25 protein-coding genes are annotated in these 25,259 nt (G+C 68.7%); 22 read left to right on the top strand and 3 right to left on the bottom strand.

Annotated elements, in window-relative coordinates; genetic code table 11:
- Positions 1–8 precede the first annotated feature (8 nt).
- The 6 genes from ACLD0U_RS08485 to ACLD0U_RS08460 all read left to right on the top strand — a co-directional run bounded on the left by ACLD0U_RS08485 (position 9) and on the right by ACLD0U_RS08460 (position 6,136).
- Positions 9–1,418 carry a DivIVA domain-containing protein gene (locus ACLD0U_RS08485; RefSeq protein WP_410340355.1) on the top strand — a complete coding sequence of 470 codons (1,410 nt, stop codon included), beginning with the start codon at positions 9–11 and terminating at the stop codon, positions 1,416–1,418.
- Positions 1,419–1,456: 38 nt separating this feature from the next.
- Positions 1,457–1,867: a Fur family transcriptional regulator gene (locus ACLD0U_RS08480; protein ID WP_179409665.1), complete on the top strand. Its 411-nt coding sequence runs from the start codon at positions 1,457–1,459 to the stop codon at positions 1,865–1,867.
- Positions 1,868–1,932: 65 nt separating this feature from the next.
- Positions 1,933–2,910, top strand: a complete 978-nt coding sequence (locus tag ACLD0U_RS08475; protein ID WP_410340543.1) for a permease — start codon at positions 1,933–1,935, stop codon at positions 2,908–2,910.
- Positions 2,903–3,700 carry a TIGR03943 family putative permease subunit gene (locus tag ACLD0U_RS08470; protein WP_410340354.1) on the top strand — a complete coding sequence of 266 codons (798 nt, stop codon included), beginning with the start codon at positions 2,903–2,905 and terminating at the stop codon, positions 3,698–3,700. Before ACLD0U_RS08475 ends, ACLD0U_RS08470 begins: the two co-directional genes overlap by 8 nt.
- The gene (locus ACLD0U_RS08465) at positions 3,690–5,429 is read left to right on the top strand and encodes a hypothetical protein (RefSeq protein ID WP_410340353.1); all 1,740 of its coding nucleotides are present in this window, start codon (positions 3,690–3,692) and stop codon (positions 5,427–5,429) included. The genes ACLD0U_RS08470 and ACLD0U_RS08465 overlap by 11 nt, the downstream gene beginning before the upstream one ends.
- Positions 5,423–6,136 carry a DNA-3-methyladenine glycosylase gene (locus ACLD0U_RS08460; protein ID WP_410340352.1) on the top strand — a complete coding sequence of 238 codons (714 nt, stop codon included), beginning with the start codon at positions 5,423–5,425 and terminating at the stop codon, positions 6,134–6,136. The genes ACLD0U_RS08465 and ACLD0U_RS08460 overlap by 7 nt, the downstream gene beginning before the upstream one ends.
- A gap of 22 nt (positions 6,137–6,158) precedes the next feature.
- On the opposite strand, the gene ACLD0U_RS08455 is transcribed toward ACLD0U_RS08460, so the two are convergent.
- Positions 6,159–7,163: a LacI family DNA-binding transcriptional regulator gene (locus tag ACLD0U_RS08455; RefSeq protein WP_410340351.1), complete on the bottom strand. Its 1,005-nt coding sequence runs from the start codon at positions 7,161–7,163 to the stop codon at positions 6,159–6,161.
- On the bottom strand, positions 7,156–8,358 hold the full coding sequence (locus ACLD0U_RS08450) for a Gfo/Idh/MocA family protein (protein ID WP_410340350.1): 1,203 nt from the start codon (positions 8,356–8,358) through the stop codon (positions 7,156–7,158). Before ACLD0U_RS08450 ends, ACLD0U_RS08455 begins: the two co-directional genes overlap by 8 nt.
- A 305-nt stretch (positions 8,359–8,663) precedes the next feature.
- On the opposite strand from ACLD0U_RS08450, the gene rpmB reads away from it, so the two are divergent.
- The 5 genes from rpmB to ACLD0U_RS08425 all read left to right on the top strand — a co-directional run bounded on the left by rpmB (position 8,664) and on the right by ACLD0U_RS08425 (position 12,080).
- Entirely contained in the window at positions 8,664–8,900 is a 237-nt protein-coding gene (gene rpmB, locus ACLD0U_RS08445; RefSeq protein ID WP_179409668.1) for a 50S ribosomal protein L28, read from the top strand.
- Positions 8,900–9,070, top strand: coding sequence for a 50S ribosomal protein L33 (gene rpmG / locus ACLD0U_RS08440; protein WP_046014935.1), 171 nt, complete (start codon positions 8,900–8,902; stop codon positions 9,068–9,070). Before rpmB ends, rpmG begins: the two co-directional genes overlap by 1 nt.
- A 3-nt stretch (positions 9,071–9,073) precedes the next feature.
- Entirely contained in the window at positions 9,074–9,379 is a 306-nt protein-coding gene (gene rpsN, locus ACLD0U_RS08435; protein ID WP_179409669.1) for a 30S ribosomal protein S14, read from the top strand.
- Positions 9,380–9,684: 305 nt separating this feature from the next.
- Complete coding sequence (locus tag ACLD0U_RS08430) at positions 9,685–9,972, top strand: HU family DNA-binding protein (RefSeq protein ID WP_087129650.1); 288 nt, start codon at positions 9,685–9,687, stop codon at positions 9,970–9,972.
- A 176-nt stretch (positions 9,973–10,148) separates the two neighbouring features.
- Positions 10,149–12,080, top strand: a complete 1,932-nt coding sequence (locus ACLD0U_RS08425) for a cytochrome c oxidase assembly protein (protein WP_410340542.1) — start codon at positions 10,149–10,151, stop codon at positions 12,078–12,080.
- A 7-nt stretch (positions 12,081–12,087) separates the two neighbouring features.
- On the opposite strand, the gene ACLD0U_RS08420 is transcribed toward ACLD0U_RS08425, so the two are convergent.
- Positions 12,088–13,152 (bottom strand): hypothetical protein, encoded by a 1,065-nt coding sequence (locus ACLD0U_RS08420; RefSeq protein WP_206550948.1) that lies wholly within the window; start codon positions 13,150–13,152, stop codon positions 12,088–12,090.
- Positions 13,153–13,227: 75 nt separating this feature from the next.
- Between ACLD0U_RS08420 and ACLD0U_RS08415 the strand changes: the two genes are divergently transcribed.
- The 11 genes from ACLD0U_RS08415 (at position 13,228) to ACLD0U_RS08365 (ending at position 25,225) form a co-directional block, all read left to right on the top strand.
- The gene (locus ACLD0U_RS08415) at positions 13,228–14,607 is read left to right on the top strand and encodes an ATP-dependent RecD-like DNA helicase (protein ID WP_206550949.1); all 1,380 of its coding nucleotides are present in this window, start codon (positions 13,228–13,230) and stop codon (positions 14,605–14,607) included.
- Positions 14,608–14,683: 76 nt separating this feature from the next.
- Positions 14,684–15,970 carry a serine hydrolase domain-containing protein gene (locus ACLD0U_RS08410; RefSeq protein ID WP_410340349.1) on the top strand — a complete coding sequence of 429 codons (1,287 nt, stop codon included), beginning with the start codon at positions 14,684–14,686 and terminating at the stop codon, positions 15,968–15,970.
- Positions 15,967–16,896, top strand: a complete 930-nt coding sequence (locus ACLD0U_RS08405) for an EamA family transporter (RefSeq protein WP_410340348.1) — start codon at positions 15,967–15,969, stop codon at positions 16,894–16,896. The genes ACLD0U_RS08410 and ACLD0U_RS08405 overlap by 4 nt, the downstream gene beginning before the upstream one ends.
- Before the next feature lie 12 nt (positions 16,897–16,908).
- On the top strand, positions 16,909–17,499 hold the full coding sequence (locus ACLD0U_RS08400; RefSeq protein WP_410340347.1) for a hypothetical protein: 591 nt from the start codon (positions 16,909–16,911) through the stop codon (positions 17,497–17,499).
- A 95-nt stretch (positions 17,500–17,594) separates the two neighbouring features.
- The gene (locus tag ACLD0U_RS08395; RefSeq protein ID WP_410340346.1) at positions 17,595–18,188 is read left to right on the top strand and encodes a copper resistance protein CopC; all 594 of its coding nucleotides are present in this window, start codon (positions 17,595–17,597) and stop codon (positions 18,186–18,188) included.
- Between the two features lie 74 nt (positions 18,189–18,262).
- Positions 18,263–19,426 (top strand): MalY/PatB family protein, encoded by a 1,164-nt coding sequence (locus tag ACLD0U_RS08390; RefSeq protein WP_410340345.1) that lies wholly within the window; start codon positions 18,263–18,265, stop codon positions 19,424–19,426.
- Positions 19,427–19,608: 182 nt separating this feature from the next.
- Positions 19,609–20,334, top strand: a complete 726-nt coding sequence (locus ACLD0U_RS08385; protein ID WP_410340344.1) for a sirohydrochlorin chelatase — start codon at positions 19,609–19,611, stop codon at positions 20,332–20,334.
- 154 nt (positions 20,335–20,488) lie between these two features.
- Positions 20,489–22,237, top strand: a complete 1,749-nt coding sequence (locus ACLD0U_RS08380; RefSeq protein WP_410340343.1) for a nitrite/sulfite reductase — start codon at positions 20,489–20,491, stop codon at positions 22,235–22,237.
- The gene (locus ACLD0U_RS08375) at positions 22,234–22,977 is read left to right on the top strand and encodes a phosphoadenylyl-sulfate reductase (protein ID WP_410340342.1); all 744 of its coding nucleotides are present in this window, start codon (positions 22,234–22,236) and stop codon (positions 22,975–22,977) included. The genes ACLD0U_RS08380 and ACLD0U_RS08375 overlap by 4 nt, the downstream gene beginning before the upstream one ends.
- Positions 22,974–23,924 (top strand): sulfate adenylyltransferase subunit CysD, encoded by a 951-nt coding sequence (cysD, locus tag ACLD0U_RS08370; RefSeq protein WP_274367889.1) that lies wholly within the window; start codon positions 22,974–22,976, stop codon positions 23,922–23,924. The genes ACLD0U_RS08375 and cysD overlap by 4 nt, the downstream gene beginning before the upstream one ends.
- Complete coding sequence (locus ACLD0U_RS08365) at positions 23,924–25,225, top strand: sulfate adenylyltransferase subunit 1 (RefSeq protein WP_410340341.1); 1,302 nt, start codon at positions 23,924–23,926, stop codon at positions 25,223–25,225. Before cysD ends, ACLD0U_RS08365 begins: the two co-directional genes overlap by 1 nt.
- Positions 25,226–25,259: the final 34 nt, after the last annotated feature.

Here is a 25,259-nt window from a genome sequence, read left to right as displayed (position 1 = left end):
GAGTTCCGTTGAGCAACACGCATGACTCCGATGGCCAGCAGAACGGCGACTTCTTCGACCAGCTGCTGACCACAGCGCCGAAGGGCGAGCACTCCGCGTTCACGCAGGCGTTCCGCGGGTACGACAAGGCAGAGGTCGACGCCGCCGTCGCGACTCTGCGCGACCAGGTCAAGCGCCTGACGTCCGATCTGGAGGGCCTCGACGCCCGCCACCGCGGCGAACTGGAAACCTTGCGTGGCGATAGCGAGCAGTCCATCGCCGGTGCACTCGCCGAGAGCGACGAACGCGCGGCCCGGCTCGAAGAGGAGCTCAAGGCGGCCAACGCGCAGGTCGAGGCTTCGGCCGAGCAGATCACCGCGCTCACCGAGGAACTCACCGCAGCAGCGCGCGCCGAGGGCGACGCGGACGGCGAAGACGGCGAGGGCCGCTCCGACGAGCCGCAGAGCCGTCAGCAGTTCGAAGCCGTCCTGCGTGTGGCCGAAGAGCAGGCCAGCGTGCTGATCCACAACGCGGCCTCGCAGGCCGAGCGCCTGCTCGAAGCGGCGCGTGAAGAGACCGAGGCGAAGCGCGCTGAGCTCGCCGCCGACGTCGCGCGCATCACCGCGCAGGCGCAGCAGGACGCCGACCAGGTGCGACTCAAGATCGACACCGAGCTGACCGCACACGAGGCCCGCCTCGAGCGCGAGGCTGCGCACGCCGCAGAGAAGGTGTCGCAGGCCGAGCAGGAGGCCGCCACGGTCCGCACCGAGGCCGAGAAGGTCGCCGCCGCGCTGCGCGCGATGGTCACCCGCGAGACGTCGGACATGCGTTCGGACGCCGAGCGCGAGGTGCGCGAGATGAACGCCCGCGTGCTGGAGTTCGAAGAGACCCTGACCCGCCGCCAGGACGACGCGCAGCAGGAGTTCCTGGTGCTGCACAACCAGGCCGTCGCCCACGCCGAGCGCATCACCTCGGATGCCAACGAGCAGGTCGCGGCCTCGCTGGAGCACGCGCAGCGCATCTCGAACAAGGCCGAGGACTACGAGAAGCTGATGCGCTCGCAGGCGCAGGCGATCGAGGCCGAGGCTCACGTGAAGGCGCGCGAGACGCTGGAGCGCGCTCGTGCCAAGGCGCAGAAGATCGTCGACTCGGTCACTGGTCACGCCACCGGCGCGCTGCGCGACGCCGAAGACGCCACGCGTCAGCTGCGCTGGCAGCAGCAGCAGCTGAACAGCTTCATGGCCGAGGTGCGCGAACTGCTGCGCCCCGAGGGCGTGCTCACCGGTTCAGCTGCGGCCGTCGCCGCGACCGATGACGCCGATGACATGCCCGTCGAGGACGTCGCGGTCGCCGAGGTGGCCGGCGAAGAGGCCTCGGATGCTACCGACGAGTTCCTCGGTGACGAGCCGCTGGAGGATGAGCTGACGGCATCCGACTGACCCGGAAACGGTCAGCCGGCCCGGCCTAGACTCGGATCATGGCTCAGCGGAACACCTGGCAGCGCGAGCGCGTGCGCGACGCGCTCGCGGAAGCGCGCGGATTCGTCAGCGCGCAGACTCTGCACGCCGAGTTGCGCCAGGCGAACACGGGTATCGGTCTCGCCACGGTCTACCGCGCTCTGGCGGGGCTCGCGGCCTCGGGCGAGGCGGATTCGCTGCAGAGCCCCGAGGGTGAAGCGCTGTACCGTGCGTGCGAGACGCAAGAGCACCATCACCATCTGATCTGCCGCTCGTGCGGGCTGACGGTCGAGATCGAGGCCAAGGACGTCGAGCAGTGGGCCAAGCGCACGGCTGCTCTGCACGGCTTCCGTGACGCCGAGCACGTCGTCGACATCTTCGGACTGTGCGCGGCGTGCGCGAATCGGATCGACGGCAAGGAAGGCGCGTGACGCCCTCGTCGACTGCCGAGCGCACGCCGCGCAGTCACGCGCACACGCATGCGCACCGGCGCAGCGTGCCCACCGGCAAGGCCATCGCGATCGGTCTGGCCATCGTCGCGGCGCTCGTGCTCATCGACGTGTTCGTGCCGGCACTGTTCCCGACCGCGCTGCCGGATCGTGCACAGGACGGACTGACGCTCAGCATCAGCGTGCTGATCGAGGCGCTGCCGTGGGTGATGCTCGGCGTCGTGCTCTCGATCGTCGTGCAGGTGTGGATGCCGGCCGATGTGCTGCAGCGCTGGCTGCCGCGCAACGCCTGGGCACGCCGGGCCGTGCTGTCGCTGCTGGGCATGTTCATCCCGGTCTGCGAGTGCGGCAATGTGCCCTTCGCCCGCGGCCTGATGATGCGGGGTCTCGCCCCGTCCGAGGCGTTGACGTTCCTGATCGCCGCGCCGATCGTCAACCCGATCGTCATCCTCACCACGCACGCCGCGTTCGGGTGGGACGACGGCATCCTGGTGGCGCGTCTGGTCGGCGGATACTTGATCGCCAATCTGATCGGCTGGATCTTCAGTCGCCACCGCGACCCGCAGGCGATGCTGACCGCGCGATTCGTCGACACATGCGAGCAGGTCGCGCACGAACCCGGTTCGCCCGTGCGCCGCAGTCTTGTGCAGTTCTTGGTCGAGTTGCGGGCGGTCATGCCGGCGCTGGTGATCGGTTCGGCACTGGCGGGCGCTGTGCAGGTGCTGGTGCCGCGCGATGTGCTGCTGGCGATCGGTTCCAACCCCGTGCTGTCGATCCTCGCGATGGTGGCGTTGGCGATGACGGTCGCGATCTGCTCGAACGTCGACGCGTTCTTCGCCCTGTCGTTCGCCTCGACGTTCTCGGCCGGTGCGCTGATCGCGTTCCTGATCGTCGGCCCGCTGGTCGATGTGAAGATGATCGCGCTGCTGCGCACCACCTACACGACCCGCGTGATCGCGGGCGTGGTCGGCGTGGTGATCCTCGCCGCCTGCGCGATCGGCATCGGGGTGAACGTCTTTGGCTGAGCACACCGACACCGACCGCCCTTCGACGGCGCACGCCCTGGCCACCCGGTGGTTGGGGGCGGGGCTGGCGAGCGTGATGTCGGTGATCACCCTCGGACTGGCCGTGACCGGCCGGCTCACGCTGTACATCAGCCCCGAGACGGTCTGGTTCGCCAGTGCTGCCGCCGTGGTGACGCTGGTGCTGGCGGTCTGGTCGTGCACGCTGCCGCTGGGCGCCGAGGGCGATCATGACCACGACCACACGACTCCGGCCGGAACCTCGGATGCCCGGGCATCCCGCCGCCGCACGATGCAGACCGTCGCCGTGGTGAGCGGCGGAGCGATTGCATCCGCTGTCGTCGTCGCGGCGCTGGTGCTGCCGCCGGCGTCGCTCTCGGCCGCGCTGGCCGTCTCGCGCGCCGGCGAGACGCCGACCCTGTTCGCCGGCGCCGACGACGTCACGCTCGGCATCGCCGACACGACGACGTTCGGCGTGGGGGAGTGGTCGACGGCGTTCGCGACGTCGACGCGCCCCGAGAACTACGACGGGTCCCCCGTCACCCTGGTCGGATTCGTCACGCCGAACTCCGAGGGCGATGTGAATCTCACGCGCATGGTGATCTCGCACTGCGTGATCGATGCGCAGCCCGCCTCGGTGCCCGTCAGCGGCCCCGGCCTGACCGAGACGTACGAGACCGGTCAGTGGATCGAGGTGAGCGGCACGGTGCGCGCCGATGCTGACGGCACCCTGCGCATCGAACCGTCCGAGGTCACGAAGATCGATGAGCCGAAGGATCCGTATGAGTACTGACGGATCCGACGGCGTCCCGCTCACCCGCGCGCAGTTGCGCGCGCAGCGCGCCGCCGAGGAGGCCGCCACCGCACCAGACGCGTCGAGTGCGTCGGATGCTGTCGCGCCAGCACCATCGGATGCTGCCCAGCGGCCCGTGGCCGAGCCTGCTGTGGCGGATGCTGCCGCGCCCGCGCCCGCGCCCGCGCCCGCGCCCGCGCCCGCGCCCGCGACCGAGTCCGAGTCCGAGTCCGAGCCGATCACCGCTAGCACCGCGCCGCAGATTCCGTTCCCGTCTGGTCCGGTCCCCAGCATCCCGGCGATCCCCGACCCCGTGCTCGAGCCGGCGCCCGCGCACGAGAACGAGCATCGCGGCGCCACGACGCCCGGCAACCGGCGCTTTCTTCTCGCGCTGTGGTCGGTGCTGGGCATCCTCGCTCTCGTCGTCGCCGGGCTCGGCGTCGTCAGCGTCACGCAGGGACCGCGTCTCAGCCAGGTGCAGGTCGACCCGATGCAGGCGATCGAGTCGACGGGCAGCCGTGTCATTCTCACCGCCAACCAGAGCCTCGACCCGATCGACCCCGAGCAGGTGACCGTCGAACCGGCCGTACCGTTCAGCGTCGACGCGAACGGGCGCAGCATCGGAGTGCGCTTCGCCGTGCCGCTCGATGACGACACCCAGTACCGCGTGGCGGTGGCGGGCGTCACCGCCATCGGGGGCGGTCCGTCCAGCGACCTCGAGACGACGTTCACGACGCCCGCCTCGCAGCTGTTCCTGCTGCAGCGCACGGCCGATGACGACACCATCTTCGCCACCGACATCGCCGGTGACGCGACGCCCGTGTTCACGCACCCGCGCATCGACGATTATCGGGCCGCCTCGGGCGTTCTCGTCGTCGCCGTCGAGGAGCAAGAGGGCTCGCGCCTGATCGCCATGAACCGCGACGGCTCCGATCAACGCGATCTGGAGTTGCCCGGCGACGGGTACGTGTCGTCCGTGCAGATCTCGGACCGCGGCGGCCTGGTCGGCTACAGCTACTCGGATCTGGAGCTTACCGAGACATCCGGACGCGCCAGCGTGCTTGTCACCCAGCCGCTCAGCGGCAGCGGAGAGCCGCGCATCGTGCAGATCGATGACGCCGACGCGAGCATCGCCGAATGGCAGTTCGTGCCCGACTCGTCGTCGCTGCTGTTCATCGATTTCAACGGGGCGCTGAGCCTGGAAGACCCCACCTCCGACGCGGGCGTGCAATCGCTGGGCGTCGCCGCCAGCATCCTGGGAACGACCCGCACCACCTACACCGCGATCGTCGAACGCGCCGATGCCTCCATCGTCGAGCTCAACCTCACCGACGGCAGCGAGGTGCCGTTGACCGAATCCGACCCCGACTACGGCCCTCCCACGGCGATCGAGACATTCCCCGGCGGAACCCTGCGCTACGTCGTGCAGCGCGACGAGAGCGGCATGCCCACCGGACAGGCCGTCGTGAAGGTCGACGACGATGGAGCCGCAACCGTCGTCGCAGAGGTCAGCGGAACGGATGCCATCGTGCAGGTCTGCGCATCACCGAGCGGCCAGTACGCCGCGGTCGTGGTCGCGCCCGATCTGCCGACCAACGACTACGACGACATGCTGTTGCCGCTGCCGACGACCCTGCACACGCAGTTGCTCGACCTGCGCGGCGATGAGCAGTTGCCGACGCTCAGCGGTTTCGACATCTCGTGGTGCCGTTCCGCCCCGCAGTGGTGAGAACGCCAACGCCGGCCCCGGAACGCGCGGTACGACCGCACGACCTCGTCGGGCTGCCGGTCGACGTCGCGCCCCGCCTGCTGGGCGCGCGGCTGCACACCGTGGTCGACGGCGTCAGCATCCGCCTGCGCATCACCGAGGTCGAGGCGTACCACGGCCTCGGGACGGGCCCCGTGCCCGACCCCGGGTCGCACGCCCGGATGGGGCCGACCGCGCGCAACGCGACCATGTGGGGTCCCCCAGGGCACCTCTACGTGTACCTGAGCCACGGCATCCACTCGTGCGTCAACGTCGTCTGTGGGCCGGAGGGCACCGCGGGCGGTGTGCTGTTGCGTGCGGGTGAGGTGATCGAGGGGGCGGATGCTGCCGCCCGGCGCCGCGGTGTTACTGGTCCGCGCACCGCCGGCTCTCGGCGCGATCTGGCGCGTGGACCCGGCCGGCTCGGGCAGGCGGTCGGGCTGCGTCACGCGCTGCACGACGGGATCGACTTCGCGACGGGCGCGGAGCTCAACGGTGCGAGTGCCGCGCTGTTCTGGGGTGAGGCGCCGGTCGAGGTGTCCTCCGGACCGCGGGTCGGCGTGGCGGGTCTGGGTGGCACCCGGGCCTACCCGTGGCGGTTCTGGATTGCCGGTGACCCGACGGTGTCGGCGTTCCGCTGGGGGCGCGGCGCCTTCGAAGCCTCGGCGGGCCTGCCGGGCGCTCCGTGAACAAGGGCTCTCGTCGGATCGGTCAGCGAACCGTCGGGCATCCGCAGGATTCGCGCACCCGCAGCTCGGTACCGAACTCCACGAAGCGCGGCGTCGTGTCAGGCTCGACAAGTGCGGCGATCGCCGCGTCGGCCATCGCCTCGAGGGGCTGCACCACGGTCGTCATGCGGGGCCAGACGTAGTCGACTGCGCTCGTGCCGTCGAAGGAGACGAGCGCGACGTCCTCGGGAACACGCACCCCGGCTTCGCGCATCGCGGTCAGCAGGCCGAGCGCGATCTGGTCCGAGGCCGCGAGGATTCCGCGCGGGAGCGCGCCGTCGCGCAGCAGCTTCTGGCCGGCGTCGTACCCGCCTTCGTACGAGAACGTCGTGTGCAGCAGCGGGCCGGGCGAGAGCTGCGCCGCCGTGAGGGCTTCTCGCCAGCCCCGTTCGCGGCCATCGTGCCGTGACACACTGCCGACGAAGGCGATGTCGCGGTAGCCATGGCCGATCAGATGCTCGACGCCCTGACGCGCACCCGAGACGAAGTCGACGCCGATGCCCGACATGCCGTCGATGTCACCGAACTGACCGATCATCACGCTGGGAATGCCCAGGTTCTCGACCAACGCCTGTTCGCCGGCGGTGAGGATGTTCGCAATGACCAGGCCGCTGATCTGCCGCGACGCCAGATCGCGGATCTGATCGGAGGTCGAGGTCTGCGTGCGATCGCTGTTGACGATCAGCAGTTGACGCGAGCGTGCGGCGCTGGCCCGGTCGAGAGCGTGCCAGAGGGCCGTGAAGAACGGATTGCCGTTGTCGGAGACGAGCAGACCAAGCATGTCGGCCTGCCCCTTCGACAGCGCTCGTGCCGCGAGGTTGGGGCGGTAGCCCAGTACGCGCACCGCGTCGAGCACGCGCTCCTTGGTCAGCGGAGCGACCGCCTTCGGGCCGTCGTTGAGCACGTAGCTCACGACGGCGGTGCTCACGCCGGCATAGCGGGCGACATCGGCGCGGGTGACCGGGCGGGGGCGTGGATCGTCAGACACGAGGATCGCCGAAGTCGGGAATGATGAGCCGCTCACCGCCGCGTCGCGCGGACTCGTGCGCGATGACACCGGGAAGCGTGAAGCGCGCCGCTTGCCACGCATTGACCGGTGGCAGGGTCTGCTCGTTCACAGCGCGCACGAAGTCGTCGACGAGGAAGTGATGGCTTCCCTCGTGCCCGTTGGGCAGCGATCCCAGCTCGGTCGGGATGCGACCGCGATCCGCTTCATGGATCTCAGCGTAGCCCGATACGAACGCTTCCCGCAGCGCCGGCGCGATCCGGGCAAGAGCGGCGTCGTCCGTCGACAGGGACGAACGGGTGTCGATCAGATGCGAGATGTCTTCGACGCCCGTGCGGTTCTGCCAGACGGTGGTCGTCGCGAGCTGTTCGAAAGAGCCCTCGGTGCCGAACCACCGGAATCGGGATTCGCGCAGGTGCGACGGATAGCCGACGCGCCGGAACTCGTTGACGCGCATAGAACCGCCGGCGGCGAGCTCGAACAGAGCGGTCGCGTTCGAGAAGTCGTTGTCGAACTGGCTGACCGCACGGTCGAACACGCCGTCGCCGCGCTGGTCGACGACACCGATCGCCGAGACCGCCGTGGCGTGGGTCGGCCAGGCGCCGAGTACGCCGCCGATCGAATGGGTGGGGTACAACAGCGGGGGATAGCTGGCCGTGCTCTTCCAGTCCGCGCCGCCCGAGTACTGGTAGGCCTCGTAGAACCCGAGGTCCATGTCGTGCACGTAGTCGCCTTCGCCGTAGAACAAGCGGCCGAACTCGCCGCTTGCGAGCTTCTGGCGCGCGAACACGGTCGCCGGGTTGTAGTAGCTGGTCTCGCCCATCATGTAGGTGAGCCCGGTCTCGCGCACGGCTTCGATGATCGCGGCGATCTCTTCAGTGCTGATCGCCATCGGCACCGCCGAGTACACGTGCTTGCCGGCGCGCAGCGCCTTGACGACCAGCGGGCCGTGCGTCCAGCGCTGCGTGAAGATCGCGACGGCATCCACCGGAGACGCGAGCATCTCGTCAAAGGTGTCGACGGTGCCGTCCAGTCCGGCCGAGTGCACCAAATCTGCGGCGCGGGAGGGGACCACATCGGTCACATGCACCGCGGATACGCCGGGGTGGTGGTGGAACAGTGTCGCGAATTGACCGGCGAACTGACCCGCGCCGACGAGTCCTACGGTGAACGCCATGGCTGGCAGTCTTGCATTCGTGATCTACGGGTGTCAACTGGAAAAGGGATCCCGGAACCTTGCCCCTCAGTAGGGTTCCGGGACCCCTGTGTACCCCAGTGGTCTACGCGGGTAGAGTAACACGAATCGCGCGAGTGTGCACCCATTCGAGGCGGGGCGATGTATATGAAGCGCTGTGGGCGTGCTAGACTGACTCTTTGTCTGCGCGCTCTCCTGTGCGCAGTTCGCATCGCGTGAGAGCGCGATGCCGACAAGGGATCTTGGGTGAGGCCGTCCGGCCTCACGGTATTGAAGGAGTCACCACTATGGCAGCAGTGTGCCAGGTGACCGGTGCTGTTCCCGGCTTCGGTCACAACATCTCGCACTCGCACCGCCGGACGAAGCGTCGCTTCGACCCGAACGTGCAGAAGAAGACCTACTACGTGCCGTCGCTCGGTCGTAAGGTCACCCTGAACGTGTCCGCCAAGGGCATCAAGGTGATCGACGCTCGCGGCATCGAGAAGGTCGTCGCGGACCTCCAGGCGAAGGGTGTGAAGCTCTAATGGCCAAGAAGGCACAGGACGTTCGTCCGATCATCAAGCTCCGCTCGACGGCGGGCACCGGTTACACCTACGTGACCAAGAAGAACCGTCGCAACACCCCGGACCGCCTCGTGCTGAAGAAGTACGACCCCGTGGTTCGCAAGCACGTCGAATTCCGAGAGGAGCGTTGATCCATGGCTAAGAAGAGCAAGATCGCTCGCAACGAGCAGCGCAAGGTCATCGTCGAGCGCTACGCAGAGCGTCGCGCCGAGCTGAAGAAGACCCTCGTCGACCCGAACGCCACCGACGAGGCCCGCGAGGCCGCACGCGTCGGCCTGCAGAAGCTGCCGCGCAACGCGTCGCCGGTTCGCGTCCGTTCGCGTGACGCCATCGACGGCCGCCCCCGTGGTGTGCTCACGAAGTTCGGCATCTCGCGTGTCCGCTTCCGTGACATGGCTCACCGTGGCGAGCTGCCCGGTATCACCAAGTCGAGCTGGTAAGTCTCACTCGAAAGGGGCGAGGATCTTCGGATCCTCGCCCCTTTTGCATGCCCGCGTGATCTCTGGGTCATCGCGCATCGCTCCGGGAGAAGCCGCGGCGCGAAGCAGTGCGCGCGTGGCGCAGCACCCCGAAACTGTGACGGATGTGACCAAAGTGGCCCGACGCGCCGGGAAAACACTCCGAAACCCGCGAAATGACGCGGGATTCCCGGCATCCGTTGATACATTCGAGGCGGTCGATCTGACCGACGGGGGGAATCCCGAAAACCAACAGACTGCGACGTATCTCGTCGCTGGAGGATGACATGGCTGACAAGTCCATCACCAAGACCGAGCTCGTCGCGAGCATCGCTTCGGCCACCGGCGAGAGCCAGGCCACCGTTTCGCGCGTGCTCGACTCGCTCTTCGGCACCGTCTCCGACGCCGTTGCCAAGGGCAGCAAGGTCTCGATCCCGGGCTGGATCTCGTTCGAGCAGGTCGACACCGCCGCTCGCACCGGCCGCAACCCGCAGACCGGCGCCGAGATCAAGATCCCGGCCGGCAAGCGCGTCAAGGTGACCGCTGGCTCCAAGCTGAAGGCAGCCGTCAAGTAAGACCGCTCCTGCGAAGAGAGGCCGTCCTTCGGGGCGGCCTCTCTTCGTCTTCAGGGGGAGCTGCCCGGCGTCGAATGCTCAGCCCGAGCGCCTAGGCTGGAACGGTGAATTCGTACCGTCTCGCAGGCCTCGTCGTTCTTGTGGCCAGCGCGGCAGCCGGGCTCATCGCCGCCCTCATGGTCGGCGGGGGAGCCGTGCCCCCCAAGCTGCTCGATCCCGGCCCCATCGTGATGTGGGGTCTTCCCGCTGCCAAGCTCATCGCCAACCTCGGCGCGGCAGCCATGCTGGGCTCTCTCGTGCTGGCGCTGTTCGGTCTGCGCAGTGGCTCACGGCCGTTCGACCTCGCGCTCGATACGGCCTCCATCGGCGCCGCGATCTTCACGGTCGCCTCGGGCATCACGGCATTCCTGACCTTCATGGCGGCGTTCAACCCGAAGCTCACCGCCGAGAACTCGTTCGGTGAACAGTTCGGTCGTTTCCTGCTCAAGCTCCCACTCGGCCAGGCCTGGTTGATCACCACGCTGATGGGCGCGGTGATCACTCTGCTGCTCTTCGGCTGGCGCAGTTGGACGGGCACGCTGCTCACCACTGTGCTCGCCGCAGCCGCATTCCTGCCCATGGCCACCCAGGGGCACTCCGGCGACGTCGAGGGCCACGCCGTCGCGGTCAACTCGATCCTGCTGCACACCGTGGGTGCCGCCGTGTGGGTGGGCGGTGTGATCCTGCTGGTGCTGCTGCGCGGCCTGGACGGTCGCGCCCGATCGGATGCTGATCGCATCGACCTGCCGGTGCTCGTCGCGCGGTACTCGTCGCTGGCCATCGCCGCGTTCGTCGTTGTGGCCGTCTCGGGCGTCGCGCGCACGGTCGTCGCGCTGGGCGAGTGGAGCGAACTGCTTTCGCCGTATGGTCTGATCGTCATCGGCAAGACGGTGCTGCTGGTGGGTCTCGGCCTGTTCGGCGCCTGGTATCGGCGCAAGCTCATCCCGCACCTGAAGGGCCAGCGCGAGAGGCGTTCGTTCTGGACCCTCATCGTCGGTGAGATCGCACTGATGGGGGCGGCGTCCGGCGCCGCCGCCGCCCTGGCACGCACGCCTCCGCCGCTCGGCGAGGAGGCGCCCGCCGTGCAGACTCCGGCAGAGCGCCTCACCCGCTCGCCGCTGCCGCCCGAGCTCGACATCACCCAGTGGTTGACAGCATCCGATTGGGACATCCTGTGGCTCATCGCCGCCGGGTTCGGTGTGTTCTTCTACGTCGCGGGGCTGCTGCGTCTGCGCCGTCGCGGCGACACGTGGCCCGTGCAGCGCACGATCTTCTGGATGGCGGGCCTGGCATCGCTGGTGTGGGTCACCTGCGGACCGATCAACGCCTACCAGGAGTATCTGTTCAGCGTGCACATGCTCGGGCACATGCTGCTGGGCATGGGCATCCCGCTGCTGCTGGTTCTCGGCGCTCCCGTCACCCTGGCACTGCGAGCGATCAAGAAGCGCAACGACGGTACCCGCGGCGGGCGTGAGTGGATCCTGTGGGCCGTGCACTCGCCGTACTCGAAGTTCATCACGCACCCGTTCGTCGCCGCGGCGGTGTTCGTGCTGTCGCTGTGGGCGTTCTACTTCACCGACCTCGTGCGCTGGGCGATGTACGACCACCTGGGCCACGAGTGGATGATCATTCACTTCATGATCTCGGGCTACCTGTTCGTGCTGACCCTGATCGGCGTCGACCCGATCCCGTACCGGCTGCCGTACGCCGGCCGCCTGATCACCCTGATCGCGGTCATGGCGATGCACGCGTTCTTCGGGTTGGCGATGATGATGCAGGAAGGCCTGATGGTCGCCGAGTGGTTCGGTTCGATGGGCCGCACCTGGGGGCCGACACCGATGGAGGATCAGTACATCGGTGGCGGTATCGCGTGGTCGGTGGGCGAGATCCCGACGCTCATCCTGGCCGTCACGGTCGCGATCCAATGGTCGCGATCGGATGCCCGATTGCAGCGCCAACGCGACCGCCACGCCGACCGCACCGGTGAGGCCGAGCTCGAGGAGTACAACGCGCAGCTGGCGCAGCTCGCCGAGCGCGACCAGCGTGCGGCATCCCGCGACGCGCGCTGAGCTCGGGTCAGCCGCTGGGCGAACCGACGCGGATCGACAGCGATCCGTCGGCCAGTACGACGACCGTGCCGCTGACCTGGAACGGCACGTCCTCTGAGAGGGCGTGCACTGATCCGTCGTACAGCGACTGGATGTCGACATCAATGTGTGCGACGGCGTCGGCAGCCGGGATCGCCCAGTGTGCACCGTCGGGTATGACCGACACCTCGGGCTGCGTGACGATCGACCAGTCGGGTGCGGAGCCCGGGGCGAGTCGGTTCTGCACTTCGAGGCCGAACGGGCAAGACGTCGGCTGCAGCACCTCTTGCTCGGCGCACGTCAGGAGGAACTGCTCGACCTGCTGCTGTGCGACTTCGATGAACTTGGGGGTGGCTTGTGCCTGCACGGCGACAGGGGTGCGGGCGGCGGCGGTATCGGCGAGCACGCTGACGCCGGGAGTCGCAGCGATGGCCGTGTCGACCGACACGGAGTACAGGCCGGGGGTGAGCACGAGCATGTGCAGCGGAGCCAGCGGATCGGCTTCCTCTACCGGGTCGATGATCTGACGGCGGTCGATGGCGAACCCGTTGACGGTGAAGGCATCCGAGCCGCGCAGGTTCAGTTCGATCTCGGCGAGCGGGCTGCGGTCGAACCGCCAGTTGGGTGCGATGCCCAGCCAGCCGTCCTGCACGACGGTGAACGTCGACGTGCCGTCGATGCCACCGGCCTCATAGGCCACACGCACCCGGTGCTCGCCGTCCTCCTCGCTATGCGCGATCACCTCGATGTCGCTCAGCGGAGCGAGCGCGGCCTGCCGGAGCAGCGCCTCGGATGAGGTGCCTTGCAGCCCTGACTCTTGCAGCACGGCCAGATCGACGGCGACTCCGGGAAGCAGCAGCGCGTCGGCCACGCGTCCTGAGGCGAGCAGGTCGAGGTAGTGGCTCACGAACGCAGCGGGGCTGTAGAACTGCTTGTACAAGGACATGCCGCCGGCGGTGATCGCTGCCAGCAGCAGGGCTCCGACGATGCCGAGAAGCGTGAGGTCGGCACGCAGGCGCGCTCGCGCGCCAGATACCGTCCGCCCCTGCATCATGGCGGACAGTCTAGGGAATGCGTGCTGTGATCATGCCCAACGCGGTGCCGGCTGTGGGCGAACTAGCATGGGTGGGTGTCCGCCCCAGTCCTCTCTGATGAGCAGCAGCAGCTGTTCCGTCTGATCGAGGACACCGATGAGCACGTGTTCGTCACGGGACGGGCCGGCACGGGCAAGTCGACACTGCTTCAGCATTTCGCGTCGAACACGAAGAAGCAGATCGCGATCTGCGCGCCGACTGGCGTCGCGGCGCTGAACGTCGAGGGTCAGACGATCCACTCGTTGTTCCGGCTGCCGATCGGTCTGATCGCCGAGGGCGAGATCGAGCAGAGCGATACGACCCGGCGCATCCTCAACACCATCGAGACGCTCGTGATCGACGAGATCTCGATGGTCAATGCCGATCTGATGGATGCCATCGACCGGTCATTGCGGCAGGCGCGGGGTAAGCGCGGGATACCGTTCGGCGGCGTGCAGGTGGTCATGTTCGGCGATCCGTACCAGTTGGCCCCGGTGCCGCCGCGGGGCGACGAGCTGCGCTATATCCAGGATCACTACCGCTCGTTCTGGTTCTTCGACGCGAAGGTGTGGACCGGTGGCGCGGCTGCCGCCGGCGGAATGCTCGACCTCGGCACTCACGGTGCGAAACTGCACGTGCACGAGCTGGTGCACATCCACCGGCAGTCCGATGACGGGTTCAAGGCCATGTTGAACGCCGTGCGCTATGGGCGCGTGACCGCCGAGATCGCCGGTGCGTTGAACACCGCCGGCGCGCGCACGCCGCCCGATCCCGAGCCGGGTGAGGTGCCGATCATTACGCTCGCCACCCGCAACGACATCGTCAACGGCATCAACAAGCGTCATCTGGCGGCTCTGTCCGGCCGCGAGCAGACCGCGCACGCCGAAGTCAGCGGTGACTTCGGCCGGGGAGAGTCGAACTATCCGGCAGATGCCGAGTTGAAGCTGAAGGTGGGCGCGCAGGTGATGTTCCTGCGCAACGACACCGCCATGCAGGGCGAGCCGCCGCGGTGGGTCAACGGCTCGATCGGCACGGTCACCCGCATCCTCGGCGGGACAGTGCGGGTCGATGTCGATGGTGAGGAGTTCGATGTCGAGCCCGCGGTCTGGGAGCGTTTCCGGTACGCCTACAACCCGGGCACGAAGACGCTCACTCGCGAGGTGGCAGCTGAGTTCACGCAGTTCCCGTTGCGGCTGGCGTGGGCGGTGACGATCCACAAATCGCAGGGCAAGACGTACGACCGCGCGGTGGTCGATCTGGGGTCGGGCGCGTTCGCGCCCGGACAGACGTATGTCGCACTCTCGCGTCTGACAGCGCTCGACGGACTGTACTTGTCGCGACCGCTGCGTCCCCGCGACATCCGAGTCGACGAGGACGTCCGGCGGTTCATGCGCGAGGCCTGGGAAGCGCGTCAGGCGGCCAAGACGCAGGAATGACGGATGCCATCGCTGGCGGGCTCTCAGGTATCGGCATCTAGACTCGGAGGGTTCCCGTCCGAGACCAGAGGTTCCCATGCTGCTTCGTTCGTCGCGCCGCGCCCGCGCCCTCGTCGGTGGAGCCCTGGCGCTCGCCCTGGTCCTGACCGGATGCTCGGCATCGACGCCCGAGTTCACGTACACCCCGCCCGAGCAGGTGGATGCGCCTCTGCCCGATGACGTCACGGCCGAGCTGCAGTCCGCCGTCGAGCATGCGATGACCGCGAGCGGCTCGACCGGCGCGATCGTCGGCGTGTGGGTGCCGTGGAGCGGCCAGTGGGTCGCCGGTCTCGGCACCCAGAGTGGCGAGGGCAGCGCCGAGGTCACCGCCGATATGTCGTTCCGCATCGCGGACGTCACCCGGTTGATGACCTGCGATGTGCTGTACGGCATGGCCGACGCGGGCGAGATCGAGCTCGATGCACCGGTGACCAAGCACGTCTCGGGGGTCGCCGACCTCAGCGAGGTCACCCTGCTCGACCTGTGCAATGGCACGAGCGGCGTCCGCTCGTCGGAGAGCATCGCCAAGCGCTACTGGCTCAAGACGCCGGATCGCGAATGGGCGCCGCTGCGGTTGGCGAGCTACGGGCTCGGCGGCTCGCGTGGTCCCGTCCACACCGCGTACCGCGATTCGGATGCCGGCTACCTGCTGCTCGGGCTCGCGCTGGAGCGCGCTTCGGGCAAGTCAGCTGCTGAGCTGATCGAGGAGTACGTGACGGCGCCGCTGGAGCTGACGTCCACGGAGTTGCCCGCGCCGGCATCCGCCGTTCCGGCTCCCGCGCCGGCGATGCAGGGCAGTTACCTGCCGCGGGCCGAAGGCGGCGGGTACGACTGCGCAGCCCCCATCGACATCACCAAGAGCTCGTCCAGCATCGGCTTCACCGACTCGGGGGTCACATCGACGATCACCGACCTCGGTCGCTATGTTCAGGCGACTGCCCGACAGGCGCTGCGTGATGAGGGGGCGGAGCCGGCACGGTTCGGTCAGCCGTTGCCGCGGTCTTCGAAGGCTCCCAGCTGGTACCAGGCAACCGGCGGCGCCCTGTTGGTCGGGTCGATGATCGGACAGCACGGGTGGGTGCCCGGGTACGCAACCGCGGCGTACTCCGACCCGGCGACGGGGTTCACGGTGGCCGTGACGCTGAACAACTCCTCGGCGGGCAACTCGATGGCGGCGTATCTCTCGTGGCAGCTCGCCGCGATCGCCTCGAAGGCGCCTGCCGCATCCGGTCAGACGGCTCCCGAGTTCGGGCTGCCGTTCACGGCTGAGAAGTACGGTGAGACGATCACCGACCGCGCGATCTGCGCCGCTCCGAAGGAGTGAACCGGTTCAGCTCCACCGCGAGATCATCCGGGGGAGTCACCGCCGTTGGTCTCGTCGCGATCGGGCTCCTCTGTCAGGAGGTCGGCGCTTCGGTCGCCGTGCTGCTGTTCCCGCAGACCGGCCCGCTGGGCATGGTGATGCTGCGGTTGGTGTTCACCGCGCTGATCCTGCTGCTGATCGCTCGCCCGTCGCTTCGGGGGCACTCCGCGAGCGCGTGGCGTTCGGTGCTGATGTTCGGCGGCGTGCTGGCGCTGATGAACAGCATGTTCTACCTGGCGTTGAACGAACTGCCGTTGGGCGTCACCGTGACGATCGAGGTGCTCGGACCGCTGACCCTTGCGGTGGTCGTCGCCCGCGCCCGCGCGGCATGGCTCTGGGCGGGCCTGGCCGGCATCGGCGTGCTCGCGCTGGGCGGCGGCGGGTGGGATCGCCTCACGGTGACGGGCGTGCTCTTCGCGCTCGGCGCCGCGGCAAGCTGGGCCGGGTACATCCTCGCTTCGGCACGGGTCGGGCGCGAGTTTCAGGGATTGGACGGACTGGCGCTGGCGATGGTGTTCGGCGCGCTGCTCTCGCTGCCGTTCGGTATCGCCGATGCGGGGTCGGCGCTGCTGCGCGTCGAACTGATCGCCCTGGGCGCGGCGGTGGCCCTGTTCAGCTCGACCATTCCGTACGCCCTCGAACTGATCGCGTTGCGCCGGCTGAGCCCGGCGGTGTTCGGCGTGCTGATGAGTCTGGGGCCGGCGATCGCGAGCCTCGCCGGGTTCGTACTGCTCGGGCAGCATCTGTCGCCGTTGGAACTGATCGGCATCGCACTGGTCATCCTCGCGAGTGCGGGTGCGATGGGGGTGGGACGGCCGCGTCCCGGCAGTTCGGCCCCTGGCGGGGGAGAGCCTCCGCCGACCACCGGGATCATACCGACGGCGTGAAAGGATGGCAGGGTGCGTCCCACTCGTAGAATCCCGCTGCTGCGCGGATTCTTGGGCGCCACCGTCGCAACTTTTGTCGCACTGCTCTCGCACGTCGGGGTGGGTGGCGACCTGCCGGGGGCGCTCGGCATCGCCGTGCCGTGGATGCTGTCGCTGATGATCAGCACGCTGCTGGCCGGCCGCCGACTGTCGGTGACCCGGCTCAGCATCGCGGTCGCCCTGTCGCAGGCGCTGTTCCATGTGCTGTTCGTGCTGGGCAGCATCACCCCGCGGGGCGGGCTCGCCCCGCACGTGCACGGCGCCGCGGCGATCACGCTCGAGAGCGGAGCGGTGCTCCTGCCCGACGGTGCCGGAATGTGGCTGGCTCATGTGATCGCCGCTGCGGTGACCGTGCTGGCGTTGCACCGGGGCGAGCGCATCGTCCGGGCGCTCGCGTCCGTGGCATCCGATGTTGCGCTGTGGGTGCGCCGAGCCGTGCGCGTCGTCGTCCTCGCGCGACCGCTCGAACGGGGCGGGCAGCGCTGGAGCGTCGCCGCTGACACGCTGCCGCGCGACCCGCACCGGGCGGTTCTGCGGCGCCGCGGCCCGCCGCTCTGCGTCTGATCTGACACCTGCGCGACACCGTCGCGCGATGTGGGCATTCGAACGCCCGCACAGATGCAGACGCCGCGCCCGCGGCATCCGAAGAGAGGTTTTTCATGTTCCGTATCCGCACCGTTCTCGCCACCGCCGCGGTGGCCGTCCTCGCCGGGCTGGGCGTCGCTGCGCCGGCATCCGCACACGACACGATCGTGTCGAGCTCGCCGGGCGCCGACGAGCAGCTCAGCGCCGCCCCCGAAGAGGTGGTGCTCGTCTTCTCGAACGAGCTGCTCTCGCTCGACGGCAACACCGGCACGGCGATGATCGTCGAAGACGAGTCGGGCAAGGACTGGGTCGCCGGCGAGCCGGTGGTCGAGGCCGACACCGTCACCGTTCCCCTGGAGCCGGGAATGACCGATGGCACCTACCTGGTCACCTGGAAGGTCGTCTCGAGCGATGGGCATCCGACGTCGGGCGACTACTCGTTCTCGATCGCGGGGGTGACCCCCACCGAGGCACCGGCGACCGAGACGGCCGAGCCCGAGCCGACCGAGTCGGCGACGGCGGTGACCACGCAGGCCGAGGTCACCGATGAGGCCGAGGTGCCCGCCGATGACGAGTCGGCGCCGTGGCCGCTGCTGATCGGCCTCGGCGTCGTGCTGCTCGCCGCTGTCGTGACCTTCATCGTGATCCTGGCGCGCAAGAAGCGCTGAGCCGGACGCGCGGCCCGCGGCGGAGTGTTTCGTGGCCGGCGCGCGACAGGCGCCGGTCACGGCAGAATGGGGTCATGAGTTTCGACGCCATCACCGAGGACGATCTGCGCCAGGTCGGCAGCGTGAAGTGGACCCGCTTTCCCGACACGATCGGCATGTTCATCGCCGAGATGGACTTCGGGGTCGCGCCGGCGATCACCGGGGCCGTCTGCGATGCGATGACCGAGGGGTTCACCGGATACCTGTCGCAGCCCACGGCTGAGGCTCTGAAGGCGGCGACGGCCCGCTGGCACGCCGAGCACTATGGCTGGGATGTGCCGGTCGACGATGTGCGTCTGGTGGCGGATGTGCTGGTCGCGTACGAGTTCGCGATCACGACGTACACGTCGCCCGGTGCCGCGGTCATCGTGCCCACGCCGGCGTACATGCCGTTCCTCAGCGTGCCGCTGCGGCACGGGCGCCGGGTCATCGAGGTGCCCAGCGTCGAGGTCGACGGTCGTTGGACGATGGACCTGGATGCTGTCGCGCAGGCGTTCGACGACGGCGGCGAGCTGCTGGTGCTGTGCAACCCGCACAACCCGCTGGGTACCGTCGCGACGCGCGACGAGTTGCTCGCGATCGCGAAGGCGGTGTCGGATGCCGGTGGCCACGTGTTCTCGGATGAGATCCACGCGCCGCTCGTGTACGCGCCGGCGCAGCACATCCCGTACGCGTCGGTGTCGGATACGTCCGCTGAGCACACGATCACGGCAACCTCGGCGTCGAAGGCATGGAACCTGGCGGGCTTCAAGTGCGCGCAGCTGATCCTGTCGAATGACGCCAGCCGGGCCGCGTGGGATGCCGACGGCGGATGGGCCGGCCATGGCACGGCGACGATCGGCGTGATCGCCCAGCTCGCGGCGTACACGGCCGGTGAGGAGTGGCTGCAAGAGGTCACCGACTACCTCGATGGCAACCGCCGTGAACTGGCGGCGCTGGTGGCTGAGCACCTGCCCGGTGTGCGGGTGACGATGCCCGAGGGCACGTACATCGCGCTGCTCGACTTCCGCGAGACGGGCCTGACCGGTGACCTCGGCGAGTGGTTCCGTGAGCACGCGGGGGTCTCGATGACCGACGGCGCCGCCTGCGGCGAGGCCGGCGTCGGGTACACGCGCTTCGTGTTCGCCACGCCCCGGCCGATCATGCGCGAGGCCGTGGTGCGGATTGCCCGGGCTCTGGAGTCGCGCGCTGCGGCGTGAGGAGTGCTCCTTCGTGCTTCGTGCTTCGTGCTCTCGTGCCGGGCAGGCGCGCACGAGAACAGGCTCGTTCGTGAGAACAGGCTGATTCTGCGGAAATGGGCCTGTTCCGGGTAACGAGCCTGTTCTCGGTGACGCAGACCACCGCCGCCCCCGCATCACCGTGCCCGCATTAGTGTGTGGGGATGCCCTCACCCGTACTGCTCGCCGTCTCGCACGGCACCTCGGACGCCGCCGGCGCCGCCGACGTGCATGCGCTCGTCGAGGCCGTGCGTGCTGCTGCACCGCATCTGACCGTGCATGAGGCGTTCGTCGACGTGCAGCAGCCCGACGTCGCCAGTGCGCTCGAGGCGACCGACGGGCCTGTCGTGGTCGTGCCGATGCTGCTGTCGAGCGGGTTCCACGTCTTCCACGACCTGCACGGTGCGGTCGCGCATCGATCGGATGCCGTCGTGGCCGATCCGCTCGGACCCGACCCGCGACTGGCCGAGGTGCTCATGCGCCGGCTCCCGACGGCAAGGCCGACGGCGCGTCCGGCGGACTCACCCGTAAGGCTGCCGGAAGCACCGGTCGTGCTCGCTGTTGCGGGGTCGCGCGACGAGCGCTCCGCCGTCGATGCCGAGGGAATGGCCGAGCAGTTCGCGGCCCTGCTCGGCCGGCCTGTGTATCTCGGGTACCTAGCCGCCCGAGAACCCGAACTCGGCGAACTGCTGGCGCCGCATCCGGATGCCGTCGTGGCGACCTATCTGCTCGCTCGCGGGTACTTCTTCGACCTTGCTGTGCGCCGTGCGCACGGGCATCCGATCGCTCTTCCGTTACTCGACGGCGGGCGGCCGCCTGCCGAGCTCACCGCTCTCGTGCTGGAGCGTTTCAGAACGGCGGCCGCACAGCTCAACCGCGCGCACGAGTAGCACGCGCCGTAGCTCGTGTGTGGTTCGTTGCGTTGCATGACCGGGCGTGACGATTCTTGACGTCATAAGTCGGTCAAGGGTTTTCAGACACCGTCCGAATATCTAGGTTTCCTCTCGTGGCGACACTCGCCGCATCCGGTACGAGAGCGAGATCATGACTGTCGAACAGCAGGCCCCCGTTCGCGGCGCACGAACGCGTACGGCACGCACCCCGTCGAAGCCTCACGGGCAGTGGGCCGTCGACGGCACCGCGCCGCTCAACGCCAATGAGGAGTTCAAGCTCGCCGACGGCGGCCTGAACGTGCGCGAGCGCATCGAGACCATTTACGCCAAGGGTGGGTTCGCCTCGATCGACCCGACCGATCTGCACGGCCGATTCCGCTGGTGGGGTCTGTACACCCAGCGCAAACCCGGTATCGGCGGCGGGCGCACCGCTCAGCTGGAACCGCACGAGCTCGAGGATGAGTACTTCATGCTTCGGGTGCGCATCGACGGCGGCCAGCTCACCACCGAGCAGCTGCGGGTGATCGCGGGCATCTCGACCGAGTTCGGGCGCGACATCGCCGACATCACCGACCGGCAGAACGTGCAGCTGCACTGGATCCGCATCGAGGACGTGCCCGAGATTTGGCGCCGCCTCGAGGCGGTCGGACTGCACACCACCGAGGCATGCGGCGATGTGCCACGCACCTTCCTCGGCTCAGCGGTCGCCGGGATTGCCGAGGACGAGCTGATCGACCCGACCCCGCAACTGCGCGAGATCATCGAGCGGTACATCGGCGACCCGTCATACGCGAACCTGCCGCGCAAGTACAAGACCGCCATCACCGGGCATCCGAGCCTCGATGTCGTGCACGAGATCAACGACTGCTCGTTCGTGGCCGTGGAGCACCCCGAACTGGGTGTCGGCTACGACCTGTGGGTGGGCGGCGCGCTCGCCACCGTGCCTCGGCTGGGTGAGCGGCTGGGCGCCTTCGTGACACCCGACCGCGTCGCCGAGGTGTGGGAGGGCGTCACCGCTGTCTTCCGCGACTACGGCTACCGCCGGCTGCGCAACAAGGCCCGCATGAAGTTCCTGCTTGCCGACTGGGGCGCCGAGAAGCTGCGCGAAGTGCTCGAGACCGAGTATCTCAGCGAACCGCTGCCCGACGGCCCGGCACCCGCCGACCCGGTCGGCTCACCCGATCACGTCGGAGTACACCGGCAGAAGGACGGCAGGTTCTACATCGGCGCCGCCACCACCGTCGGGCGCCTCTCGGGCACCACGCTCACCCGCTTGGCCGACCTCGCCGAGGCCAACGGCTCCACTCGCATCCGCCCCACGGTGTTCCAGAAGATCCTGATCCTCGACATCCCCGAAAACCGCGTGCAGAACGTCATCGCCGGACTCGACGACCTGGGGCTGCCGTCGCGCCCCAGCCTGTTCCGCCGCGGCACGATGGCCTGCACGGGCATCGAGTTCTGCAAGCTCGCGATCGTCGAGACCAAGGTCAACGCGGCGAACGCGATCGAACAGCTGGAAGAACGCCTCGGCACCCTCGAACACGAGATCGGGCAGACCATCACCCTGCACGTGAACGGATGCCCGAACTCGTGCGCCCGCATCCAGACCGCCGACATCGGTTTGAAGGGGCAGCTGGTGACGATCGACGGTCAGCAGGTGCCCGGCTACCAGGTGCACCTCGGCGGGGGACTGGCCACCGAGGGGCGCCCGGAGGCCGGGCTGGGGCGCACGGTACGCGGGCTGAAGGTGCCCGCTGATGGCATCGCCGACTACGCCGAGCGCGTCATCCGCCGCTACCTCGCCGACCGCGACTCGGGCGAGACCTTTGCGCACTGGGCGCATAGGGCTGACGAGGAAGCCCTCCGGGGAGAGCCCAGGGCCGAAGGTGGCGCGTCATGAGCGTCAGTCTCGCGCCCCGCCTGCGCAACAAGCGCACCCGCGACGAACTCGCGACGCTCGCCGCGCAGGGCGATGCCGAGTTGGGAAGCCTGACGGACGGCGAAGCGTCGGCGACCGAGGTCGTCGCGTGGGTCGCGCGCCACTTCGGGGCGGATGCTGCCGCCGTGGCCTGCTCGATGGCGGATGCGGCACTGCCGCACCTCGTGGCCGAGCAACTGCCCGGCGTGGACGTGCTCTTTCTGAACACCGGCTATCACTTCACCGAGACCCACGCGACCCGCGATGAGGTCGCCCGGACGCTCGATGTACGCGTCGTGGACGTGACACCCGAGCAGACCGTCGCCGAGCAGGACGAGGCGTTCGGTGCCCGTCTGTTCGAGCGCGATGCGGCCCTGTGCTGCGCTCGCCGCAAGGTGGCGCCGCTGCATGAGGCGCTCGGCGGGTACGAGGTGTGGTTCACGGGCGTGCGCCGCGATGAGGCGCCCACCCGCACGAACACGCCGCTGGTGACGTTCGACGAGCGCAACGGCCTGGTCAAGGTGAACCCCATCGCGGCGTGGAGCCTCGACCAGGTGCTCGCCTACGCCGCCGAGCACCGTGCCCCGGTGAACCTCCTGACCGACTTCGGTTACCCGTCGATCGGATGCCAGCCGTGCACCAGACCGGTCGCGCCCGGCGAAGACCCCCGTTCCGGCCGCTGGGCCGGCCAGGCGAAGACAGAATGCGGACTGCACACATGAGTACCATCACCTTCCGGTCGTTGAGCGCCCAGCGAAGCGACGAGACGAAACGCCCCATTCAGGGCACCCTCGACACGCTCGAGGCCGAGGCCATCCACATCATCCGTGAGGTAGTCGCCGAGTTCGAGCGTCCCGTGTTGCTGTTCTCGGGCGGCAAGGACTCGGTGCTGGTGCTGCACCTGGCCACCAGGGCGTTCGCGCCCGGGCGGGTGCCGTTCCCGGTGCTGCACGTCGACACCGGGCACAACTTTCCCGAGGTGCTGGCGTTCCGCGATGAGACGGTCGCCCGTTTCGGTCTGACACTCGAGGTCGCACGAGTACAGGACTACATCGACGACGGCCGCCTGGCCGAGCGCCCTGATGGCACCCGCAATCCGTTGCAGACGCAGCCGCTGCTCGACGCGATCGCCGCGGGCCGGCACGACGCCGTCTTCGGCGGAGCCCGCCGCGACGAGGACAAGGCCCGCGCCAAGGAACGCATCATCTCGTTGCGAGACGAGTTCGGGCAGTGGGATCCGCGCAATCAGCGCCCCGAGCTGTGGAGCCTGTACAACGGCCGCCACCTGCCCGGTCAGCACGTGCGCGCGTTCCCGATCTCGAACTGGACCGAGCTCGACGTGTGGAGCTACATCGAGCGCGAGGGCATTCCGCTGCCACCGCTGTACTTCGCGCACGAGCGCGACGTGTTCCGCCGGGACGGCATGTGGCGTGGGGTGGGCGAGTTCTCGCAGCCGCTCCCCGACGAGCAGGTCGAGCGCCGCACCGTGCGCTACCGAACCGTCGGCGACATGAGCTGCACCGGGGCGGTGGAGTCGGATGCTGCCGACACCGCGTCCGTGGTGGTCGAGGTTGCCCGCTCGACCCTCACCGAGCGCGGCGCGACGCGCGCCGACGACCGGATCAGCGAGGCCGCCATGGAAGACCGCAAGAAGAACGGATACTTCTGATGACCACCGACACCACCGGTAACGGACTGTTCCGCTTCGCCACGGCCGGGTCGGTCGACGACGGGAAGTCGACCCTGGTCGGCCGCCTGCTGCACGACGCGAAGGCGATCCTCGCCGATCAGCTCGAGCAGGTCGCCGCAACGTCCCGCCAGCGCGGCTTCGCTCACGGCGACTTCGATTTCGCGCTGCTCACCGATGGACTGCGGGCCGAGCGCGAGCAGGGCATCACGATCGACGTCGCCTACCGCTACTTCTCGACGGGCAGGCGCAGTTTCATTCTGGCCGACTGCCCCGGACACGTGCAGTACACCCGCAACATGGTCACCGGGTCGGCCACCGCCGACGCCGTGGTCGTGCTGGTCGACGCGCGCAAGGGCGTGGTCGAGCAGACGCGCCGGCATCTCGCCGTCGTGTCGCTGCTGCGGGTGCCGCACGTGATCATCGCCGTAAACAAGATCGACCTGATCGGCTTCGACGAAGATCGCTTCATCGAGATCGAGCTTGAGGCTGAGCGGGTCGCCGAGCAGCTGGGGCTGCGGGGCATCCATGTGCTCCCTGTCTCGGCGCTGGAGGGCGACAACATCGTCGATCGTTCGGAGCGCACCCCCTGGTACGACGGCGACACCTTGCTGCAGCTGCTCGAGACGCTGCCGAGCACGGCCGAGGTCGAGCACGGGGCATCCGCGTTCCGTCTTCCGGTGCAGTTGGTGCTGCGCCCGCAGGGCGGGCTGCGTCCCGACATCGATGACCCCGAGCGGTACCGCGACTTTCGTGGCTTCGCCGGGCGCATCTCGTCGGGTGAGGTGCGCATCGGCGACCGCGTCGAGGTGTTCCCCGGCGGGCATGAGACGACCGTCACGAGCATCCTCTCCGCGGGCGTCGACGTCGACGCCGCCACCGCACCCGAATCGGTCGCGGTGACGCTCGCGGATGAGGTGGATGCTGCCCGCGGGGCGCTCATCTCAGCCGCAGGCACCGTGCCGTCGGGCCGTCGCGAAACCGTCGTCGAGCTGTTCCAGCTTGACCCGCGCGCCGTCAGCGTCGGGGCGAAGGTACTCGTCAAGCACGGCACCGCCACCGTGCAGGCGCTGGTAGCCGAGGTGATCGATCGGCGTGACCTCGAGACGTTGGCGCATCTTGAGGCCGAATCGATCGCGGTGAACGAGATCGGGCGGGTGCGGCTGCGCTTCGCCGCCGAGCTGCCGCTCGAGCCGTATGCCGTCGATCGCTCGAACGGCTCGCTCGTGCTGATCCACCCCGGCGATGGTGCGACGCTCGCCGCCGCGACCGTCGTGGGCTGAACCGACCCACATGCACAACGGACGCTGAGGAGGC

It is taken from the genome of Microbacterium sp. 2216-1, assembly GCF_046507855.1.
GTDB classification, from domain to species: domain Bacteria; phylum Actinomycetota; class Actinomycetes; order Actinomycetales; family Microbacteriaceae; genus Microbacterium; species Microbacterium esteraromaticum_C.
This window is presented reverse-complemented; position numbering and strand designations above follow the sequence as displayed.